Consider the following 17,449-nt stretch of genomic DNA (forward strand, 5'->3'; position numbering starts at 1 on the left):
CTACAGCAGTTTCCCCTTCAGGATGATCATCGCGATATTGAAATAGATCACGATGCCGGTGACGTCGATGAAGGTCGCCACGAACGGGGCCGAAGACGAGGCCGGATCGGCGCCCAGCCGCTTGAGGATCAAGGGGAACAGGGCCCCGATCAAGGTTCCCCAGGCCACCACCCCGATCAAGGCGAAGTAGACGGTCACCCCTACCAGGAACCAATGCGTGCCGTACGTGTTGGTGAAGGCGGAGAACAACGAGATGCGGGCCAAGCCGATCAGGCCCAGCACACCGCCCAGGATGAAGCCGATGATGACCTCGCGGCGGAAAACCCGCCACCAATCCTTGAACGTCACTTCGCCCAGGGCGATGGCGCGGATGACCAGGGAGGCCGCCTGCGATCCTGAATTCCCCCCGCTGGAGATGATGAGGGGGATGAACAAGGCCAGTACGACCGCGCGCGAGATCTCCTTCTCGAAGAAACTCATGGCGGTGGCCGTGAGCATTTCCCCGATGAAAAGCACGGTGAGCCAGCCGCCACGTTTCTTGACCATCTGCCCCAGGGGCAGGGTCAGGTAGGGTTCCTCGATGGCGCCGACGCCGCCGAGCTTGTGGATGTCTTCGGTGGTTTCCTTTTCGGCCAATTCCATCACGTCATCGATGGTGACGATGCCCAGCAGGTAGCCTTCCTCGTCGACCACGGGCAGGGCGGTCCGGCTGGAATACTTCTTGAACGCCTGGATGGCTTCTTCTTCGGGCATGTCGGCGGGCAGGGCGGTGAATTGGCGATCCATGATGTCCTGGGTCACCCGATCGAGGGGGGAAAGCAGGAACTCGCGGATCCCGATATCGTCCACCAGGCGCCCGCGATCGTCCACCACGTAGATATCGTTGAGGGTTTCCTTGTCCTCCCCGTTGCGGCGGATGAAATCGAGGACCCGCTCCACCGTCCACTCCTGCTTAATGGCCAGGAAATCCGGGGTCATCAAGCGGCCCACGCTGTCCTTGGGGAAGTCCAGCAGGCGTTGGGCCTGTTTGCGTTCGCGCGGCTTGAGGAAGGAGAGCAGTTGGCGCGTGGCGTTATGGGGCAGCGCCTCCAGCAAGGCAGTGCGGTTATCGGGCTCCATCTCGTTGATGATGGAGGCGACGCGCTGGTTGCTCACCGCTTCGATGATGTCCTTCTGGACGGCCACGTCCAGCTGCTGGAAGATCTCCGTGGCCTTCTCGTCCGGGACCTTCTCGAAGAAGATGGCGCGATGGGTGTCATCGAGCCGCCCGACCATTTCGGCGAGATCTTCCGTCGCCAGCGTCTCGCAGATCACATTGAGGGCTTCGAGATCGGAGGTTTCCAGGGCCGTTTCCAGGTCCGGATAAAGCAACTCGGTTTGCAGTTTGCTCGTGGCCATGGTTCAACCTGCGGAAGCGCGCGGCCTCCGGGACGGGGGAAAGCTACTTAATGCGCCGATGGAAAACATCCGGCTGCCCGGATGGAAAACACCCGGCCGCGGCGGGCCAACCTCGGGGCAGCCTCGGGGCAACCTAAAGGTCGGGGACTCTCAATTGTAAAGCAGCCCGGCATGATGCAGGATCATGGCCGCGGCGGTGAAGGCGAGCGTGAGGGCCGCGGCGATAACGGCATCGGAAAAGAAGTCCTTCATGGGCGCCTCCGAAGCCCGCGGGGCGGGCGGGTACGCAATGAAAGAACGTTTTGAGGAAGAGGGGGACAATGGAAGAGTAGGGTACAGGGTTAAGGGTAAAGGGTACAGGATTGGGAAATATTCTTAAACCCTTTACCCTGTACCCTTAACCCTTTTTCAGGTTAGGCCCGGTCTAGTACCCGGAAGCGATACTTCACCCCGTCTTCTTCGATGACGGGCGAGGCCGCCGTTTCCCTGAAGCCCTGGGCAAGGCCGTCCAGGAAGGTGTCGCAGGGAAACTCGGCTTCGATATCGGTCAGGAAAACCCGGGAGCAGTCCGGGCGGCGCAGGGCTTCGGCGAAAATCTCCCCGCCCCCGGCCACGAAAACCTGCTTGAGGGTGGGGTCGGCGGCAAGCGCGTCGAGGGCTACCTGCAAGGAGGGCCAGATCTGATGGGACCCGTGGAAAACCCCGGGATGCAAATGCCGGCTTAAGACCCCGTTGAGCCGGCCGGGCAAGGGGCGGAACCGCGGCGGCAGGGAGTCCCAGGTCTTGCGTCCCATGAGGACGGCGTTGCGGGCCCCCGGGCTCCACTCCCGCAAGGGCGGCATGCCTCCGATGCGGGCGGTAAGGCTGTCCCAAGTATGCACGCGCTTATCCTGCAACCCCACGTCCAGGCGGTAGCGCGCGAGCACCTCGGTGGTGTCCGGACAAGTGGTGAGTTCGCGGAACCAGCGCATATCGCCCTTGAGTTTCCAGGGCAAGGCCCCGTCCTTGCCGATCCCCCCCTTGCGATCGGCGGCGACCACCACGGCGAAGCTCACACGGCCACCGGGAACTTGATGAAGGGCTCGTGCACGTAGTTGAGGATTTTGAAATCCTCGTAGGCCAGGTCGAAGAAGGGCTTGTCCGCGATCTCAAGGGTCGGCAAGGGATGCGGGGTCCGCTGCAATTGGGCCTTAACCCCTTCGATATGGTTGAGGTAGATATGCGCATCGCCCAGGACGTGGGTGAGGATGCCGGGGATGAGTTTGCATTCCTTGGCGAACATGGCCAGGAGCAGGGCATAGCTGGCGATGTTGAAGGGCACGCCCAAGGCCATATCGGCGCTGCGCTGGTACATCTGCATGTCCAAGCGTCCGTTGGCCACGTAGAACTGGTAAAAGGCATGGCAGGGGGGCAAGGCCATCTTATCCAGGTCGGCCACGTTCCAGGCGCTTACGATGATGCGGCGCGAATCGGGATTCTTCTTGAGGGTATCCAAGGCCACCTGGATCTGGTCCACGAATTCCTTGCGGACGGCGCCGGTTTCCGGGTCTTCGACGTACTTGGGCCACTTGCGCCATTGGTAGCCGTAGATGGGCCCCAGTTCCCCTTCGGGGCCGGCCCAGGCATTCCAGATGGGCGTATACTGCTTGAGCCCGTCGTTGATATTGGTCGAGCCCTTGAGGAACCAGAGCAGCTCGCGCAGCACCCCGTCGAACAGGACCTTCTTGGTGGTCAGCAGGGGAAAGCCCTGGCGCAAATCGTATTTCGCCTGCAGGCCGAACAAGGATAGGGTGCCGGTGCCGGTGCGATCCTGTTTCTTTTCGCCCTGCTCTAGGACCAGACGGAGCAAATCCAGGTATTGTTTCATGAGGGTGACCCAAAAGGTAAAAAAGGGTCGCCGGGGGGATGGATTCGACGTGCGTTTCCGCCGGCTTGGCCTAAGCCTTGCCCCCGCCCCATTCGCCGCTTTCCAGCAGCATATCCCGGGAGGCGACCCAGACGAACTCCAGGCTGGCATGGGCGGGATCATAGGCCGGCTCGCAGGCCAGGCGGCAGCCGCGTAGCAAGGCTTCCTGCAGGCCCGAAGGCCAGAAGCGCAGCGGTTCGGCATCGAATGCGGTGGCCCCGCGGCGGGCCTGGTCGCGTACGTTTTCCCAGGCCCGGAATCCTTGCCGGGCCTCGGTCTCCAGATCGGGATGCAGGCCGTGCTCCTCCATGAGGATCTGCCACCCGGCCGTTCCTTCCACAGGCACCGTCAGGACATCTCGGCCGATGACGAACCCCAGGCCGTTTCGTTCCAGGTAAAGGCCCATGCCCGCCCATAGGAGCCGCGCGGCCCGCGGGGCGGCCTGGGCGGCCGTGCCCGGGGCGAAGACGGGCGCCCCCATCTCCAGGATGCCTTCGCGGGAATACCGCAGCGCGGTCAATAGGGGCGACAACTGGAAGCGGACCGTGGCTAGAGGATTGGGAATGGGATTGCCTCCGTCCAGACGCATCAGACGGCAGACGGCGGCCAATTTTCCCTGCGGGCTCCTCAGCATCAGGAAATCGCAGTAGGGAACGGCTTGGGGCGAATGAATGCCCTCGCACGCCAGGACCCCCGCGGAGGCCCGCTCCAGGGCTAGACAGGCCTCCAGGGCCGGGAGATCGGCGGCCAGGGATAAGACATAGCCATCGAGGCGAAGGGCGGGGGGGAATTGACCGCCGGGGGCCGGGCAACGCGGCGCCCGGCGGGAGGCGGTGGATTGGGTTTCCATGGGTTAAGTCCTTATCGTGCGAGGGATGCTTAAGCTCCGACCAACGCTTGATAAGGTACGCGCGCGATATTGCGGATTGGTTTCGATGCCTTGGCGGCTGGGTGACGCGGGGATTAAAAGCCCTAACCTAGCGCTAGGGCTTCCGATGTTTTACGGCTTTTTCTCTTCGGCGGCCCGTAGCTTGTTGTCGTCGGCATGGTGCTTGACCACGCGCGCTTGCACGTGGAAAATCACCTCTTCGGCGACATTGGTGGACAAATCGCCGATGCGCTCCAGGTTGCGGCTGATGCGCAATAGCTCGAGCGCCATTTCGATGGACGTCTTGTCGGCCTTGACCAGGTTGATGGCCTCGCGGGTATTGGCCCGGTTCAACTCGTCGATGATATCGTCGGTCTCGAGCACGGTGCGGGCCAGTTGCAGGTTCTTGGTGAAAAAGCTCTCGCAGGCATCGTGCAGCATGCTCTGCCCGATATTGATCATCTTGGGCAAATCCAGCAATCCCGTCTTCTGGTGGAAGCCCGCCACGCTGATCGCCGACTGGGCGATGTTGATGCAATGATCGCCGATGCGCTCCATATCGTTGTTGATCTTCTGGATCGCGAGCATGAAGCGCAGGTCGATGGCCACCGGTTGGAACAAGGCGAAGAAATCCGCCACCCCGTGATCGATATCGATCTCCAGGTTGTTGATGGAGCGCTCATTGGCGAAGCACTTCTCCGCCAGGGTCTTGTCCTCCTCCAGGAGGGCTCGGGTCGCATAAGCCAGCGATTCCTGGGTCAGGCGCGTCATCTTCTCCAAGGTGGCCTTGAGATTGTTCAACTCTTTTTCAAAATGACGCTCCATTAATCCTCCATAGTGCGGTCGCCCGTCGAGTTCCGCAGGAACTCGGTAGGGCGGGCGCCTTTATCCGAACCTACCAGTTATATAATCTTCCGTTTGCTTTTCCTTGGGGGAGGTGAATATCCTCTCCGTGGCGTCGAATTCCACCACGGTGCCCATGTAAAAGAAAGCCGTGTAATCGCTGACCCGCGCCGCCTGCTGCATGTTGTGGGTGACGATGACTATGGTATAGGTGCTCTTCAGTTCGTAGATGAGTTCCTCGATCTTGGCGGTCGCGATGGGATCGAGGGCGCTGGCCGGCTCGTCCATCAGCAGCACCTCGGGCTCCACGGCCAGGGCGCGGGCGATGCACAGGCGCTGTTGTTGGCCGCCGGAAAGGGCCAAGGCGCTTTTCTTGAGTTCGTCCTTCACTTCGTCCCAGATGGCCGCCTTGCGCAGGCAGCTCTCCACGAGATCGTCCAGCCGGGCCTTATCGCGGATGCCGTGGATGCGCGGCCCGTAGGCGATATTGTCGTAGATGCTCTTCGGGAAGGGGTTGGACTTCTGGAAGATCATCCCCACCTTCTTGCGGAGCTGTACCTCGTCCACTTTCTTGTTGTAGACGTCCACGTTGTCCACGAATACCGAGCCTTCGATGCGCACGTTCTCGATGGTGTCGTTCATGCGGTTCAGGCTGCGCAGGAAGGTGGACTTGCCGCATCCCGAAGGCCCGATCAAGGCCGTGACCTTGTAGGCCTTCATGTCCAGGTTGATGCCCTTAAGGGCATGCTTGGAACCGTAATGCAGGTTCAGGTCCTTGGTGTAGAGCTTGGCGTAGGGCGATGCGGTTTCCATGTTGCTCCGGCAGTCTCGTGCCGATCCTGCCGGGTGCCATAAGCATCCGATAGGACCGACGCAGCTTTAAGTTATGCGAATACCCGGCGTTTGCGCAGGCGATACCTCAGAAAGATGGCGCTGAAATTAAGGGCGAAGGTGAGCAGCAACAGCACCAAGGTGGTGGCGTACTGGATGGGCATGGTCTTCTCCACGTCCGTGGACTGGGTGGTCATGATATAGAGGTGGTAGCCCAGTTCCATGAATTGATCGTTGAGGGCATGGGGCAGATGCGGCAGGAAGTAGGCGGCGCCGGTGAACAAGATGGGGGCCACTTCCCCCGCGCCCCGGGAGACGGCCAGGATGGCGCCGGTCAGGATGCCGCCCACGGAATTGGGGATGACCACCCGGCGGATGGTCTGCCATTTGGTGACGCCCAGGGCCAGGGAGGCCTCGCGCAAATCCTTGGGCACGGTTTTTATGGCCTCTTCCACGGAGACGATTACCACGGGCAGGGTCAAGAGCGCCATGGTCAGGGAGGCCCAGAGGATGTTCGGCTGCGCCCAGACCAACTTGCCGTCCGAGAACATCGCGTCCAGGCCCTTGCCGGTGAAGTTGACGAAGAAGCCCAGGCCGAAAAGCCCGAAGACGACGGCGGGGATGCCTGCCAGGGTATTGACGGCGAAGCGGATGAATTGCGCGAGCTTGGATCCCCTGGCGGTATATTCGCTCAGGTAGATGGCGGTGATGGTTCCCACGGGTACGCCCACCAAGGACATGATGACCACCAGCATGAAGGTGCCCACGATGGCGGGCATGATGCCGCCCTCGGTCATGCCCGCTTCCGGCGCATGGGTCAGGAAGGTCCAAGTGAGCTGTTGGTGGCCCCCCCAAACGATGGTCCCCATGATCCATAAAGACTCCCTATGGCCACGGCTTAGGCCCCTTTGAACTTTTTCATCAAGCGATTGCGCACGAAAAATTCGGCCACCGCATTAAGACTGAAGGAGATGACGAATAGGAGCGCGCCGACGAAGAACAGCACGCGATAATGGGTATCGCCGAAAACCACTTCAGCCATTTCGGCCCCGATAGTGGCGGAAAGGGTGCGTACCGGTTCGATGAAAGAGGGCGTCAGGAGCGCGGCGTTACCGGTGGCCATGAGCACGATCATGGTTTCGCCGAAGGCGCGGCCGAAGCCGAGGATGAGCGCGGCGAAGATGCCGGGCGTGGCCGAAGGCAAGATGACGAACAGGGCGGTCTCCCAGCGGGTGGCGCCCAAGGCCAGGCTGGCTTCCATCATCACCTTGGGCACGGCGGCCAAGGCGTCTTCCGATACGGTGTAGACGATGGGGATGACGGCCAGGGCCATGGCAACCCCGCCCACGAAGGCGTTCAGCCGGTATTGGTACCCGAACAGGTTCTGCAAAACCGAGGCCAGGATGACCAAGGCGAAGAATCCCACCACCACCGAGGGAAAGCCCGCCAGGATTTCGATGGCCGGCTTCATGCCTTCCTTGGCCCACTTGGGCGCGAACTGGGAAGTATAGAGTGCGGCGAAGATGCCGATGGGCCCGGCCAGGAGCAGGGCGATCAGGGTAACCTTGAGGCTACCCCAGAGAAGGGGCGGGATGCCGAATTTAGGCTCCAGGGAAACCGGCTGCCAGTCCTTGGCGACCAGGTCCGATGCCTTAAACGGCTTGACCTGCGTCTCCAGCTCGGGAGCCTCGGGGGTAGCGGGGGCGTTGGCATCCTCGCCATAGGTTTCTGATTGCCCTGTTGGTTCGATTTTCACGGCGGCCTGGACCTGGGCGTGGCCGGTGAACAAGGGGAGGGCTTCCTTGAATACGAAGACGAATATGAGGGTGATGAAAAGCAGGGAAACGAATGCGATGCCTTGGATGGACCGCTCGATGGCCATTTCACCCAGGCGCAAGGGCTTCTCCATGGTGAGAACCTTGCGGGAAGCGGTAGCGGCCGGCGCCTTCTCTTTAGAAGGGGAAGGCCCGGCAACCATCCCGTCGGCGGGTACGACGGGAGCGGCCCCGCTAGGGGTCTCGGACTGGGAATCGGAAGAGGCCGGGCTTTGGGACCCGGCCGGTGGCGGCGTGATCATGTAGTATCCTTTCGGGGAAGGCGGTTGCGCCTTCCCCTTCGCGGTCTTGATGTCGCCGCCCTTCTTCATCACTTGACCGGAAAGTACCCGACCTTGGTGACGATGTCTTGTCCTTCCGCGCCCAGGATCCAATCGATGTAATCCTTGAGGGCGCCGGTGGGACGGCTCTTGAGATACATGTACAGGTAACGGGACAACGGGTAGGTTCCATCCTTCACCGTCGCGGCGCTGGGAGCCACCCCGGGGGTGCCGGCGTCCTTCTTCACCTTGGCGAACTTGATGCCTTTCCCGTAGGCGGCGCCGCCGTATCCGATCCCGAACTTATCCTTGGCCACGGCGTTCACGACGGCCGCGGTTCCCGGAAGGGACTGCATGGTCGAAGTGTAATCCTTGCCCTTCAGGACGTTGTCGCGGAAGAATACGTAGGTGCCCGAGTTGTTCTCGCGCCCGTACACGATGATCTTGGCATCCGGCCCGCCAACGTCCTTCCAATTGGTGACTTCGCCGGTATAGATGGCCTTGAGCTGGTCCAGGCTCAGTTCCTCGACCGGGCTCGCGTCATTGAGGTAGACGGCCAGGCCGTCCTTCGCCGACTTGATTTCCACGCCCAGGCTCGCGAAGCGGCCTTTCAGCTGCTCGCGTTCGCTGCTCTTCATGGGACGGGAGGCGTCGCAGATGTCGGTGGTGCCGTTGATCAAGGCCGAGATGCCGGTGCCCGAACCGCCGCCGGTCACTTGGACGGTGACGTCCGGGTGGGCGTTCATATAGGCTTCGGCCCAACGCTGGGCCATGATGACCATGGTGTCCGAGCCCTTGACCGTAAGGGTGGTCTTGGCGACCGCGGCCGCGGCTAGGACGGCGATGGTGCCGGTAAGTATCGCTTTGCGCATTATCTTAAACTCCTTTTTCTTCATATCGATTTTGGATTAGTTCGGTTTCGGTTCCGTGCGGATCAGAATTTCACTTGCAAGCGCAGGGTGAACACGTTGTCGGGAATATCCTTGGTGATGGGTGTCAAAGTGTTGCTGAAGACGGTCTTGAGGGTAGCGGCGGTCTCGGGCGCCTTCTCGTTCATGGGCATATCGTAATAGGCGGTGAGGCGGGTGTTCGAATCCCAGTAGAAGTGCAGGCCGAAGCCGAGGGTTCCGTAAGCCAAGTCCGCCGCGCTCGTATTGCTGGATCCCAGCTTGATGTCGGCATCCTCCGCATCCGTATTCGGATCGAAGAAGTCGTAGCGGGCAACGGCCTGGAACCATTTCGTCAGGTTCTGGGTACCCATGAGGTACCAGCCCATGACGTTACGTTCTTCGATGGGGCCCGAGGCGCCATGGGGGGCGGCCAGGGACGTCGGGTTGTACAAGCTATTGCTGTTCTTGGGGGTGGCCACCTTGCCCCATTCGTATTCGCCCTTCAGGGAGAAACCGCCGACCACGGGCAAGTCGTAGTACAACTGGGCATCCACGCCCATGATGTTTCGATCGAAGGTCTGCAAGAGATTGCCGCCGTTGGTGGCCACGAAACCGGTATCGCCCCAGGTGAAGGAGGTATCGTTCACGCTGGTCGATTTGCCCAGGTACATGGAGAAGCCGCCGTCGATCGCAAGGTTGATATCGTTGAACGGGGCCTTGAAGCCGATACGGCCGATGTAATCGAACTCGTTGTCGATTTCGTCATATTGGCCAGGGGGGTTGGAGCCGGCCAAGGTAAGGCCGCCCATGCCCGTGAAGACGCCGCCCCGGAGATTGAAATATTGGAGGATGCCCATGTCCGATCCGGGCTCGGCGATCAGTTCCACGCCCAGATCCTTTTCCCCCGGGAAGTAGGTCTGTTCGAAGCGGGTACGCTCGGGAGCGTCGATGGAGGAGGAGGATACCGGCACTTCCCATCCGAAAGGACGGTCCATGACGCCGGCCTGGGCGGAGAAGGTCTTGAGCCAGGGTTCCATCACGGCCGCATAGGCGTCCTTAATGGAAATGCCGCTCGGAAGCATGTCGAACTCCAGGACGTACTTGCTCGTGAGCCCGGTGTAGGTGGTCTTGAGCCGGGCGCGCCGGATGTTGATGCGTTGATTGGTGTTGGGCTTGAAGTCCCCGCCGGCCTTGCTGGCGACGCCCTCGGTGTCGGCGTATTGGAACTGCGTCTGGATGTATCCGCCCACCTTCAGTTTGGAAAGGGCGTCTACGGTATTCTTGGTTTCGATATAGGACTCATTGAGCCCCTCGACCTGCCCCTTGACCTTCGACAGTTCTTCGTTCTCGCTCGGGGCTTGGGCTTGGGTGGAATCCCCCCCCTCGGCCCGGGCGGCGCCCATGGCTACGGTTAGGAGGAGGGCGGGTAGTAAGCAGCGACGCGGATGGGCCCGATCAAGGATTCCGGAAAGCTTTTCTTGACATCGGGATCGGAAATTGCGTTCTTCGCGCTTCGGCGCAGGGTAACTTACACGTTACCCATTCCCCTATCTCCCCATCCGGCCGATTTTCCGGACGCGCCGCGATCGAAGCCGCCTTCGTTTGCCTTCCGGGGAGGCAGAATAATCGATGATCAAGACGAAATGGCGGCTGCGGAATTGCAAAACCATTTCCAACCGGTTTCGGAGTCGTCCCATCGCCCCGACCGGAGCCGGGCCTTCTACCGTAACACATCCGATACGGTGACACCTGAGATACCCCGTATTGCAACGGTGTTTCGACCCGCCTTCCCGCGCCACCCCCGGGGGTTCGATGTTTATACTGTAAGCGAGCTATGAGGGAAACCGCATCCGCATGAGGAAAGGCCGCAGACCGGGCTTCTCAAGACCGGTTCCGGACCGATGTTAGAGAAAATCCTGCACGCATACCTGAAATGGACCGGCAAAGGCTACCTGGTCCGCTTCCTGGACGGGCTTTCCCATCTGGGACGGCCCGCGAGTGTGGCTTTTCCCTTGGAGCTGATGGAACAGGGCTTGGCCATCGTGTTGTCCGGGCTTTCCAATACCATGGCCATCCAGAGCAACCTGGATTGGGTTTGGCCCTTATGGGTCGAGCGCCAGCTCGATCCGGACGGGGAGGAGTTCATCCCCACCGCCATCAACCTGATCAAATCCAACCTGACCGCGCGCAATTGGACTTCGTTGGGCGTGGAGGACAGCCCGCGCGAGGCCATGATCGACCCCGTGGGGATGCTGACCTTGCAGCCCTATGGCTGGTCGGTGTTCCCCTTCCTGCGCCTGGAAGGGCGGGGATTCCAACCGCCCCGCTTGATCCCCGGTTGGCAAGCCAACCAAAAGCTGCTGGACGGGGCGCTACCCTGCGTGATCACCCGCTACGACGTGGACCCCGCGGTGGAATGGAAATCGGAGGCGGTGGCCATCTCCATCGCCGGCGAAGAGGCCGTGCATTTCACGCACATCCTGTGCAACCGATCTTCCGGCCATCTTTCCCTCCGCTTCGGATTGGCCCTGCGGCCCTACAACCCCCTCACCGTGGGACATATCAATTCCATCCGCTACCAGGATCGCATGTGGAGGGTCAACGGGCAGAACGGCCTCTTGCTGCTCGACGAACCCCAGCGCGTGGTCGTCTCCGACCGTCACCACGGGGACCCGTTGCTGCGCGACGTTTTGATCGCCGGGCGCAAGGGGCTTAAATCGAGATCGGGCATCGCCTGCGGGCAGGCGGAATGGGATCTGGAGCTTTCCCCCGGGGAAACGCGGGTCATCGAGGCCTTGGGCGTGATCGGGGGCCGGGGCGGCGCGCGGGCGGGCCAGGGCCCTTTCGCGGTCGCCACGCGCAAGCAGGCGGGCGAGGGCCGGGAGCGCCAACTACAGCGCTGGCGCGACCTGCAATCGGAAGGCCTGCGGGTGAAGCTGCCCGAAGCGCGCCTGGAAGAAGCCTTCCAGGCGGTCAAGAACCATTTGCATGTTTTCGACGACGGCGATCATTTCTCGCCGGGAACCTTCTTGTACCATAATCATTGGTTCCGCGATTCCGCTTTCATCGCCTTGGCCTTCGAGAACATGGGCCTGGCGGCGAAAGCGGAGCCGAAGTTGCTGCGCTACCCCCGCCTGCAAACGCGCGACGGGTTCTTCAGGAGCCAACGGGGCGAGTGGGACAGCAACGGCGAGGCCATGTGGACCCTGGTGAACCACGTGCGCCTGGGAGCCGATCCGCGGTTCCTGGAGGGATGCTACGCCTCTTTGATGAAGGGCGCGAGGTGGATCGAGCGGATGCGCTCGCGATCGCGCGGAACGCCTTCTCCCCACTACGGCCTGCTTCCCGCCGGATTCTCCGCGGAGCATTTCGGACCCAACGACCATTATTATTGGGACAACCTGTGGGCCTTGGCCGGATTGGAAAGCGCGCGTTGGGCGGCCCGCCAGTTGGGCCGCGCCAAGGATTCGGAACGCTTGGCGGCCGTGATCGACGATTACCGCGGGGATCTGGAAGCCTCCATGGATTGGGCCTTCAAGAAAAACGGGGGCCGGGCCCTGCCTTGCTCTCCCTATCGCTCCCTGGATTCCGCCGCCATCGGCAACCTGGTGGGCATTTCCCCGCTGGAGGTGATCGATCCCGCGGCGCCCTGGGTGGGCGGCACCCTCGAATTTCTGCTCGAGAACAACCTGCGCGACGGGATGTTCTTCCAGCGCATCGTACATACCGGCCTCAATCCTTACCTGACCGTGCAATTGGCCCGGGCCCTGATGTCCCGGGGCGATGCGCGCTGGTTCGGCCTATTGGAAGCCTTGCTCGAAAGGGCCACGCCGACCTGGACCTGGCCGGAGGCCATCCATCCGCGCGTGCACGGGGGTTGCATGGGCGACGGCGATCATGGTTGGGCGGCGGCCGAGTTCCTGAACCTGGTGCGGGACATGCTCGTGAACGATCGGGGCGGCATCGTGCGCTTGGCGGAGGCGATTCCCGCCCGTTGGTACAAGCCCGGGATGCATACGGAAGCCACCGGAGCGCCTACCCGCTTCGGAACGGTGAACTTCACGCTGCGCCAGGGACCGGTGGCCGGCCATTTGTCCTGGACGGTGCGGCGCGCGCCGCATCAGCCCGCCGCTCCCTTGTATTTCAACCTCCCGCTCGCCTCCGGCCTCGCGCCCGAATTCCCTTGCCCGGTGGAATCGGGAAGCTACCGCATCGCCCTTACGGGGGATACGGGGAGCCTCATCTTCCCCAGCGCCCGCCGCGCCGAAAGCGCCGCCGGGCCGGGACCCTCCCAACAAAGGATTTTGCATGCTTGAAGCCCGAGAATTCCGAGCCCGCATCCGCGGGGACCTGGAGGCCTACGTCCGCCACGCCGAGACCGGACTGGCGCGCGGGCAGGAGGATGATATCCTCCGCATCGATCTGCATTGCCACGATCGCAATAGCGACGTGCCCGACGAGACCTTGGCCCGTATCCTGCGCGTACCGGAAACCTGGCTGCCCACCGCCAGGTTATTGCGTACGCTCAAGGCCAACGGGGCGGACGCCCTCACGGTGACCAACCACAACAACGCCCGCAGCTGCTGGGAGGCCCGGGATCGCGACGTGGACATCCTGTCCGGCGCGGAGTTCAGTTGCACCCTGCCCGATCTGGACGTGGGCATCCACGTGCTGACCTACGGGTTCACGCCCGCGCAGGAAAGCAAGCTCATCCGCTTGCGCAAGAACTTGTACCGCTTCCTGGAGTTCACCACCGCCGAGGACATCCCCACCGTGCTGGCGCATCCGCTCAACTTCTTCAGCCCCAAGGGCCTGCCCTCGCTGGAACTGATGGACCGCTTCGCCGTGCTCTTCGAGCGTTTCGAAGGCGTGAACGGCCAGCGCGACGGCTGGCAGAACGTATTGACCTTGGCCTGGATCGAGGGATTGGACGAGGAAGCCATCGAGCTCGCCGGCAAGCGCGTTGGCATCCGCCCGGACGCCTTCTGCCGCAGGCCTTATGCCAAGCGCCTCACGGGCGGATCGGATTGCCATTTCGGGATGTTCGCCGGATCTACGGGGACCTTGCTCAAGGTGCCCGGCTGGCGGTCGGAGCGAGGGAACCTGGCTCCGCTGGTATTGGAAGCGTTGCGGAACGGGGAATCGGCTCCCTACGGCGCCCACTGCGAGGAAGAGAAACTGAACGTCGCCTTCCTGGAATACTTCTGCCAATTCGCCCTGCATATGGAGGATCCCGGACTGCTGCGACTGCTACTGCACCGCGGCACCACCGCCGAAAAGCTGCAGGCCCTGGCCCTCGCCAACGGCATGTTCGAACTCCGGCGCCATCGATATACGTCGCGCTTCCTAGGCCTGTTCCATGAGTGCCTGCAAGGCCGCAAGCCCGGATGGTTCGTCCAGATGATGGCGAGCCCGGCCTACAAGCCTTTGCTCGCCAAGATGGAGTCCATCGCCGCCGCGCGGGCGCACTCTCCCGAGCGCCTCGTGGCCGAATTGGGAACGGCCCTGCCCGGTATGGTCAACCAGCTCACGGCGCTGCTGACCGATCGGATCAAGGAGAAGGTGCGCAAGCTGGATGCCAGCGGGGCCAAGCCCGGCTTCGCCGAAATCCTGGGCAAGATCGAATTGCCCGTGCACGTGCGCGCCTTGTTCGGCCAAGAGCCTTCCACTCGGCCCAAGGATCAAAGCGGCGTTGACCTGGGGAAGGTGAGCGATGGCCTACCCTTCCCGGCCCTGGCGGCCGCCGCCTTATGCGGCTCCGCTTTCGCGGCGTCGAAAGTATTGTACGGCAAGCGCCCTTTCCTGGACGGCTTCGCCCGGCGCCTGGGCCGCTACGAGCATCCGCGCCGGGCCCTGTGGATCACCGACACCCTCGAGGATAAGAATGGCGTCTCCCACGTGCTCCAGGCCATGTTGGGCGAGGCCCGCCGCCGCGATCTGCCCATCGATTTCCTGGCCTGCGCCACCGGCAAACCGGGCGGGCTGCAAACCGGATCGCATCTCACGCTCATGCCCGCGATCTCGGAATTCACCCTTCCCTTCTACGCCGATCAGGTCATCCGCCTGCCGGGCTTGCTGGATTTGCAGAAGGTCTTCCTGGAAGGGGGCTACGACCGCATCATCTGCTCGACCGAAGCTCCCATGGGCCTTTTGGCCCTTTACCTGAAGCATGCCTTCAACGTACCGGCCTATTTCTACACGCATTCGGACTGGCTCGACTTCGCGCGGCGCGTGCTGCGCTACGATAAGAAGAAGGTCGATCGCTTGCGCCGCTTCCTGCGGGCCTTCTACCGCCGCTTCGACGGCGTGTTCTTACTCAACGCGGAACAGCGCGACAGCTTCGCCTCTTCGGCCATGGGGCTCGCGCCCGATCGCTTGTACCTGACCGCGCATTGGGCCGATGCGCGCTTCCACCCGCGCGCGATCGGCGCGATCGAAAAGGCCGAAATCTTCCCGGGCCAAGGCCCCGTGCTCCTCTACGCGGGACGCTTGAGCGAAGAGAAAGGGGTGATGGATCTACCGGACATTTTCCGTAAGATCAAGGAACGGATCCCGGGCGCGCGGCTGGCCCTGGCGGGCACCGGGCCTTGCCTCGATCGTCTCAAGGCCGCACTACCCGAGGCGATCTTCCTGGGTTGGGTGGGTCCAGATCGATTGGCCGAGGCCTACTCCGCCGCCGATCTGCTCTTGCTCCCCTCGTGGTTCGACACGTTCTCCTGTTCGCTCTTGGAAGCCCTCGGCTGCGGGCTTCCCGCCCTGGCCTTCGACACCAAGGGCCCGCGGGACATCCTGGCGGGGGAGAGCGGAGGGCTGTTGGCGGAATCCCCTGCGCAGATGGCGGATCTGGCGGCGCGCCTATTGGAGGATCCCGAACGGATGCGCATCCTCAAGACCCGTGCGCTGGAACGCGCGGCCGAGTATCGACCGGTACCGATCATGGACGGCATGTTGCGCGATCTGGGATTGTCGGAAACGGAACGGGTCGCACCGGCCCCCTCGCGGGGCCGGACCCGCAAGCCTCCGCGTGGGGAATCGGTTCCCTCGGGGGAGCCGGCCTTCCTGGGGGAATTGCTGGCCTTGATGGAAACCTGAAAACGGACACGCGATTCGTCGCTCCACGTTTCGTGGACCTGCATGTGCATCGGGACTTGCCCTGGGTCGGCGCCGCCTGGCGCCTTAGGGTCCAGGAATTCCGATTGGAATCTCTGGATCGCGTGGATGTTCCTTTCCCGACGGCTCCGGCGCGGATAGGCGAAGACGGTGCGGTGACGCCCGGCGTTTTCGGGGTCGCCTTCTACCGCACCTATCTGCTGCGACCCGCGAGGGCGCGGCGGGAGCTGTTCGCCTCCCTGGCGCGCTTCCGCCGCACGCTGGCATCCGCGGGCGCGCGCATCCTGGAAAGCCGTGCCGACCTGGAAGCGGGCGGTTACGATGACGGCCCAGTGCACCCTTCCCCGCACCGTCCCTCGTACGATGCAGTACAGGTTCCCGCCCACGGAGAAACCTTCCTGCTGTGCGTGGAATCCCTGCGTTACCTGCGGGATCCCATCGACGTGCGGCGACTCTGGGACCTGGGGGTGCGCTCGCTCCAGCCCATCCATTTCCTGGATACCTCCTGGGGCGGATCCTCGCGGGAGGGGTTCCTGCCGTCGGGCCGGGGCGGTCTGACGCCATTGGGTCGCGCCATGTTGGCCGAAATGGCCAAGGTGGGGATGATTTTGGATCTGGCGCATATGAACTCGCGTACGGCGCGGGAATGCCTGGAAGCCTATCCGGGGCCTGTCTTCTGTTCGCATACCGGTTTTTCGGGAGTGAAGCGTAGCGCGCGTAACCTGGATGCCATCCCGCGCGGGAGGCCTGGACGAGGGCCTTTTGCGCGACAGCCCATGCCCTGGCGGAGCTGGCCCCCGAAGGACGGACGCTGGTGGCGGTGGGATCGGACCGCGGCGCGCCCATCCAGGCGCCGTCTTGGTTCTTTTCGGCCGGGCATTTGGAGGAGATCGCCGCCGAACTGGTCCGAGGCGGATGGAGCGATGCGGAAGCCCAGGGGTTTCTGGCCGGGAATGCTTTGGATTTCCTGCGGCGATCCCTGCCTATATCTTGAACGGATGACGCTCCAATCACTCGCCTCATGCTTAGCATACGGTTTGTGCCTAGATTTATTTTCGGGCCAATCGGGTTTCCGCTACCCACCCAACGAACTACTGCTAGGAGCCGCTAAAATATGCCCAATAGAATCCAGGTCCGTTGGATAGCCTGCACCTTGCCGCTTTGGCTTGCCTTGATGGGATGCGACCCATTGCGCGGAAGCGGGTGCACCTGCTCATTGGAAGACCGGGTCAACGTCTGCGCGAAAGGCAAATACGATGGAATGGAATCCGTCTCCTACCGCCGGGAACGCGGCAACGGAGGGCTGGATAGCGTGTCTTCCGGCAGTCCGCGTTGTTTCGATGAGCTTTCCGGCAGGCAGCGCATCCTGGTTTACGAGAACGGCGCCCTCATCGATTCCTCGGCATGGTTCACCTTGCGGACGGTCGACTGCTGCCATGGGGAAGCCAAAACCGTCATTTTCTGATTGAGCCGTTGATCGCGGGCATCCCCAAAAACCGTGGCGCGCC

The 17,449-nt window shown here is 62.5% G+C and carries 14 protein-coding genes; 4 read left to right on the plus strand and 10 right to left on the minus strand.

Annotation, left to right across the window (positions count from 1 at the left end; all coding sequences use genetic code 11):
* The 10 genes from mgtE to JF616_19780 all read right to left on the minus strand — a co-directional run bounded on the left by mgtE (position 1) and on the right by JF616_19780 (position 10,234).
* The gene (mgtE, locus tag JF616_19735) at positions 1 to 1,383 is read right to left on the minus strand and encodes a magnesium transporter (protein ID MBW8889993.1); all 1,383 of its coding nucleotides are present in this window, start codon (positions 1,381 to 1,383) and stop codon (positions 1 to 3) included.
* Positions 1,384 to 1,811: 428 nt separating this feature from the next.
* Entirely contained in the window at positions 1,812 to 2,453 is a 642-nt protein-coding gene (locus JF616_19740; protein MBW8889994.1) for a dihydrofolate reductase, read from the minus strand.
* Positions 2,450 to 3,265, minus strand: coding sequence for a thymidylate synthase (locus JF616_19745; protein MBW8889995.1), 816 nt, complete (start codon positions 3,263 to 3,265; stop codon positions 2,450 to 2,452). The genes JF616_19740 and JF616_19745 overlap by 4 nt, the downstream gene beginning before the upstream one ends.
* Positions 3,266 to 3,335: 70 nt before the next feature.
* The gene (locus tag JF616_19750) at positions 3,336 to 4,154 is read right to left on the minus strand and encodes a hypothetical protein (protein MBW8889996.1); all 819 of its coding nucleotides are present in this window, start codon (positions 4,152 to 4,154) and stop codon (positions 3,336 to 3,338) included.
* A 150-nt stretch (positions 4,155 to 4,304) separates the two neighbouring features.
* Positions 4,305 to 4,997 (minus strand): phosphate signaling complex protein PhoU, encoded by a 693-nt coding sequence (gene phoU, locus JF616_19755; GenBank protein MBW8889997.1) that lies wholly within the window; start codon positions 4,995 to 4,997, stop codon positions 4,305 to 4,307.
* A 60-nt stretch (positions 4,998 to 5,057) separates the two neighbouring features.
* On the minus strand, positions 5,058 to 5,828 hold the full coding sequence (locus JF616_19760) for a phosphate ABC transporter ATP-binding protein (protein ID MBW8889998.1): 771 nt from the start codon (positions 5,826 to 5,828) through the stop codon (positions 5,058 to 5,060).
* 71 nt (positions 5,829 to 5,899) lie between these two features.
* The gene (gene pstA / locus JF616_19765) at positions 5,900 to 6,715 is read right to left on the minus strand and encodes a phosphate ABC transporter permease PstA (GenBank protein MBW8889999.1); all 816 of its coding nucleotides are present in this window, start codon (positions 6,713 to 6,715) and stop codon (positions 5,900 to 5,902) included.
* A 29-nt stretch (positions 6,716 to 6,744) separates the two neighbouring features.
* Positions 6,745 to 7,824, minus strand: a complete 1,080-nt coding sequence (gene pstC / locus JF616_19770) for a phosphate ABC transporter permease subunit PstC (protein MBW8890000.1) — start codon at positions 7,822 to 7,824, stop codon at positions 6,745 to 6,747.
* A 167-nt stretch (positions 7,825 to 7,991) separates the two neighbouring features.
* Complete coding sequence (locus JF616_19775) at positions 7,992 to 8,813, minus strand: phosphate ABC transporter substrate-binding protein (GenBank protein ID MBW8890001.1); 822 nt, start codon at positions 8,811 to 8,813, stop codon at positions 7,992 to 7,994.
* Between the two features lie 62 nt (positions 8,814 to 8,875).
* Complete coding sequence (locus JF616_19780; GenBank protein ID MBW8890002.1) at positions 8,876 to 10,234, minus strand: hypothetical protein; 1,359 nt, start codon at positions 10,232 to 10,234, stop codon at positions 8,876 to 8,878.
* 498 nt (positions 10,235 to 10,732) lie between these two features.
* Here JF616_19780 and JF616_19785 point away from each other — a divergent pair, with 498 nt between their 5' ends.
* The 4 genes from JF616_19785 to JF616_19800 all read left to right on the plus strand — a co-directional run bounded on the left by JF616_19785 (position 10,733) and on the right by JF616_19800 (position 17,406).
* On the plus strand, positions 10,733 to 13,147 hold the full coding sequence (locus JF616_19785) for a hypothetical protein (protein ID MBW8890003.1): 2,415 nt from the start codon (positions 10,733 to 10,735) through the stop codon (positions 13,145 to 13,147).
* A complete protein-coding gene (locus JF616_19790) occupies positions 13,140 to 15,923 on the plus strand; it encodes a glycosyltransferase (GenBank protein MBW8890004.1) in 2,784 nt (927 codons plus the stop codon). The genes JF616_19785 and JF616_19790 overlap by 8 nt, the downstream gene beginning before the upstream one ends.
* An 832-nt stretch (positions 15,924 to 16,755) precedes the next feature.
* Entirely contained in the window at positions 16,756 to 16,935 is a 180-nt protein-coding gene (locus tag JF616_19795; protein ID MBW8890005.1) for a hypothetical protein, read from the plus strand.
* A gap of 120 nt (positions 16,936 to 17,055) precedes the next feature.
* Positions 17,056 to 17,406 carry a hypothetical protein gene (locus tag JF616_19800; GenBank protein ID MBW8890006.1) on the plus strand — a complete coding sequence of 117 codons (351 nt, stop codon included), beginning with the start codon at positions 17,056 to 17,058 and terminating at the stop codon, positions 17,404 to 17,406.
* Positions 17,407 to 17,449: the final 43 nt, after the last annotated feature.

The sequence above is a fragment of the Fibrobacterota bacterium genome (assembly GCA_019509785.1).
Lineage (GTDB): Bacteria > Fibrobacterota > Fibrobacteria > UBA11236 > UBA11236 > Chersky-265.

Coding starts and splice junctions, on each gene's coding strand:
- JF616_19745 (MBW8889995.1), bottom strand. CDS start 3,265: ATGAAACAATACCTGGATTTGCTCCGTCTGGTCCTAGAGCAGGGCGAA.
- JF616_19750 (MBW8889996.1), bottom strand. CDS start 4,154: ATGGAAACCCAATCCACCGCCTCCCGCCGGGCGCCGCGTTGCCCGGCC.
- phoU (MBW8889997.1), bottom strand. CDS start 4,997: ATGGAGCGTCATTTTGAAAAAGAGTTGAACAATCTCAAGGCCACCTTG.
- JF616_19760 (MBW8889998.1), bottom strand. CDS start 5,828: ATGGAAACCGCATCGCCCTACGCCAAGCTCTACACCAAGGACCTGAAC.
- pstA (MBW8889999.1), bottom strand. CDS start 6,715: ATGGGGACCATCGTTTGGGGGGGCCACCAACAGCTCACTTGGACCTTC.
- pstC (MBW8890000.1), bottom strand. CDS start 7,824: ATGGTTGCCGGGCCTTCCCCTTCTAAAGAGAAGGCGCCGGCCGCTACC.
- JF616_19775 (MBW8890001.1), bottom strand. CDS start 8,813: ATGCGCAAAGCGATACTTACCGGCACCATCGCCGTCCTAGCCGCGGCC.
- JF616_19780 (MBW8890002.1), bottom strand. CDS start 10,234: ATGGGCGCCGCCCGGGCCGAGGGGGGGGATTCCACCCAAGCCCAAGCC.
- JF616_19785 (MBW8890003.1), top strand. CDS start 10,733: ATGTTAGAGAAAATCCTGCACGCATACCTGAAATGGACCGGCAAAGGC.
- JF616_19790 (MBW8890004.1), top strand. CDS start 13,140: ATGCTTGAAGCCCGAGAATTCCGAGCCCGCATCCGCGGGGACCTGGAG.
- JF616_19800 (MBW8890006.1), top strand. CDS start 17,056: ATGCCCAATAGAATCCAGGTCCGTTGGATAGCCTGCACCTTGCCGCTT.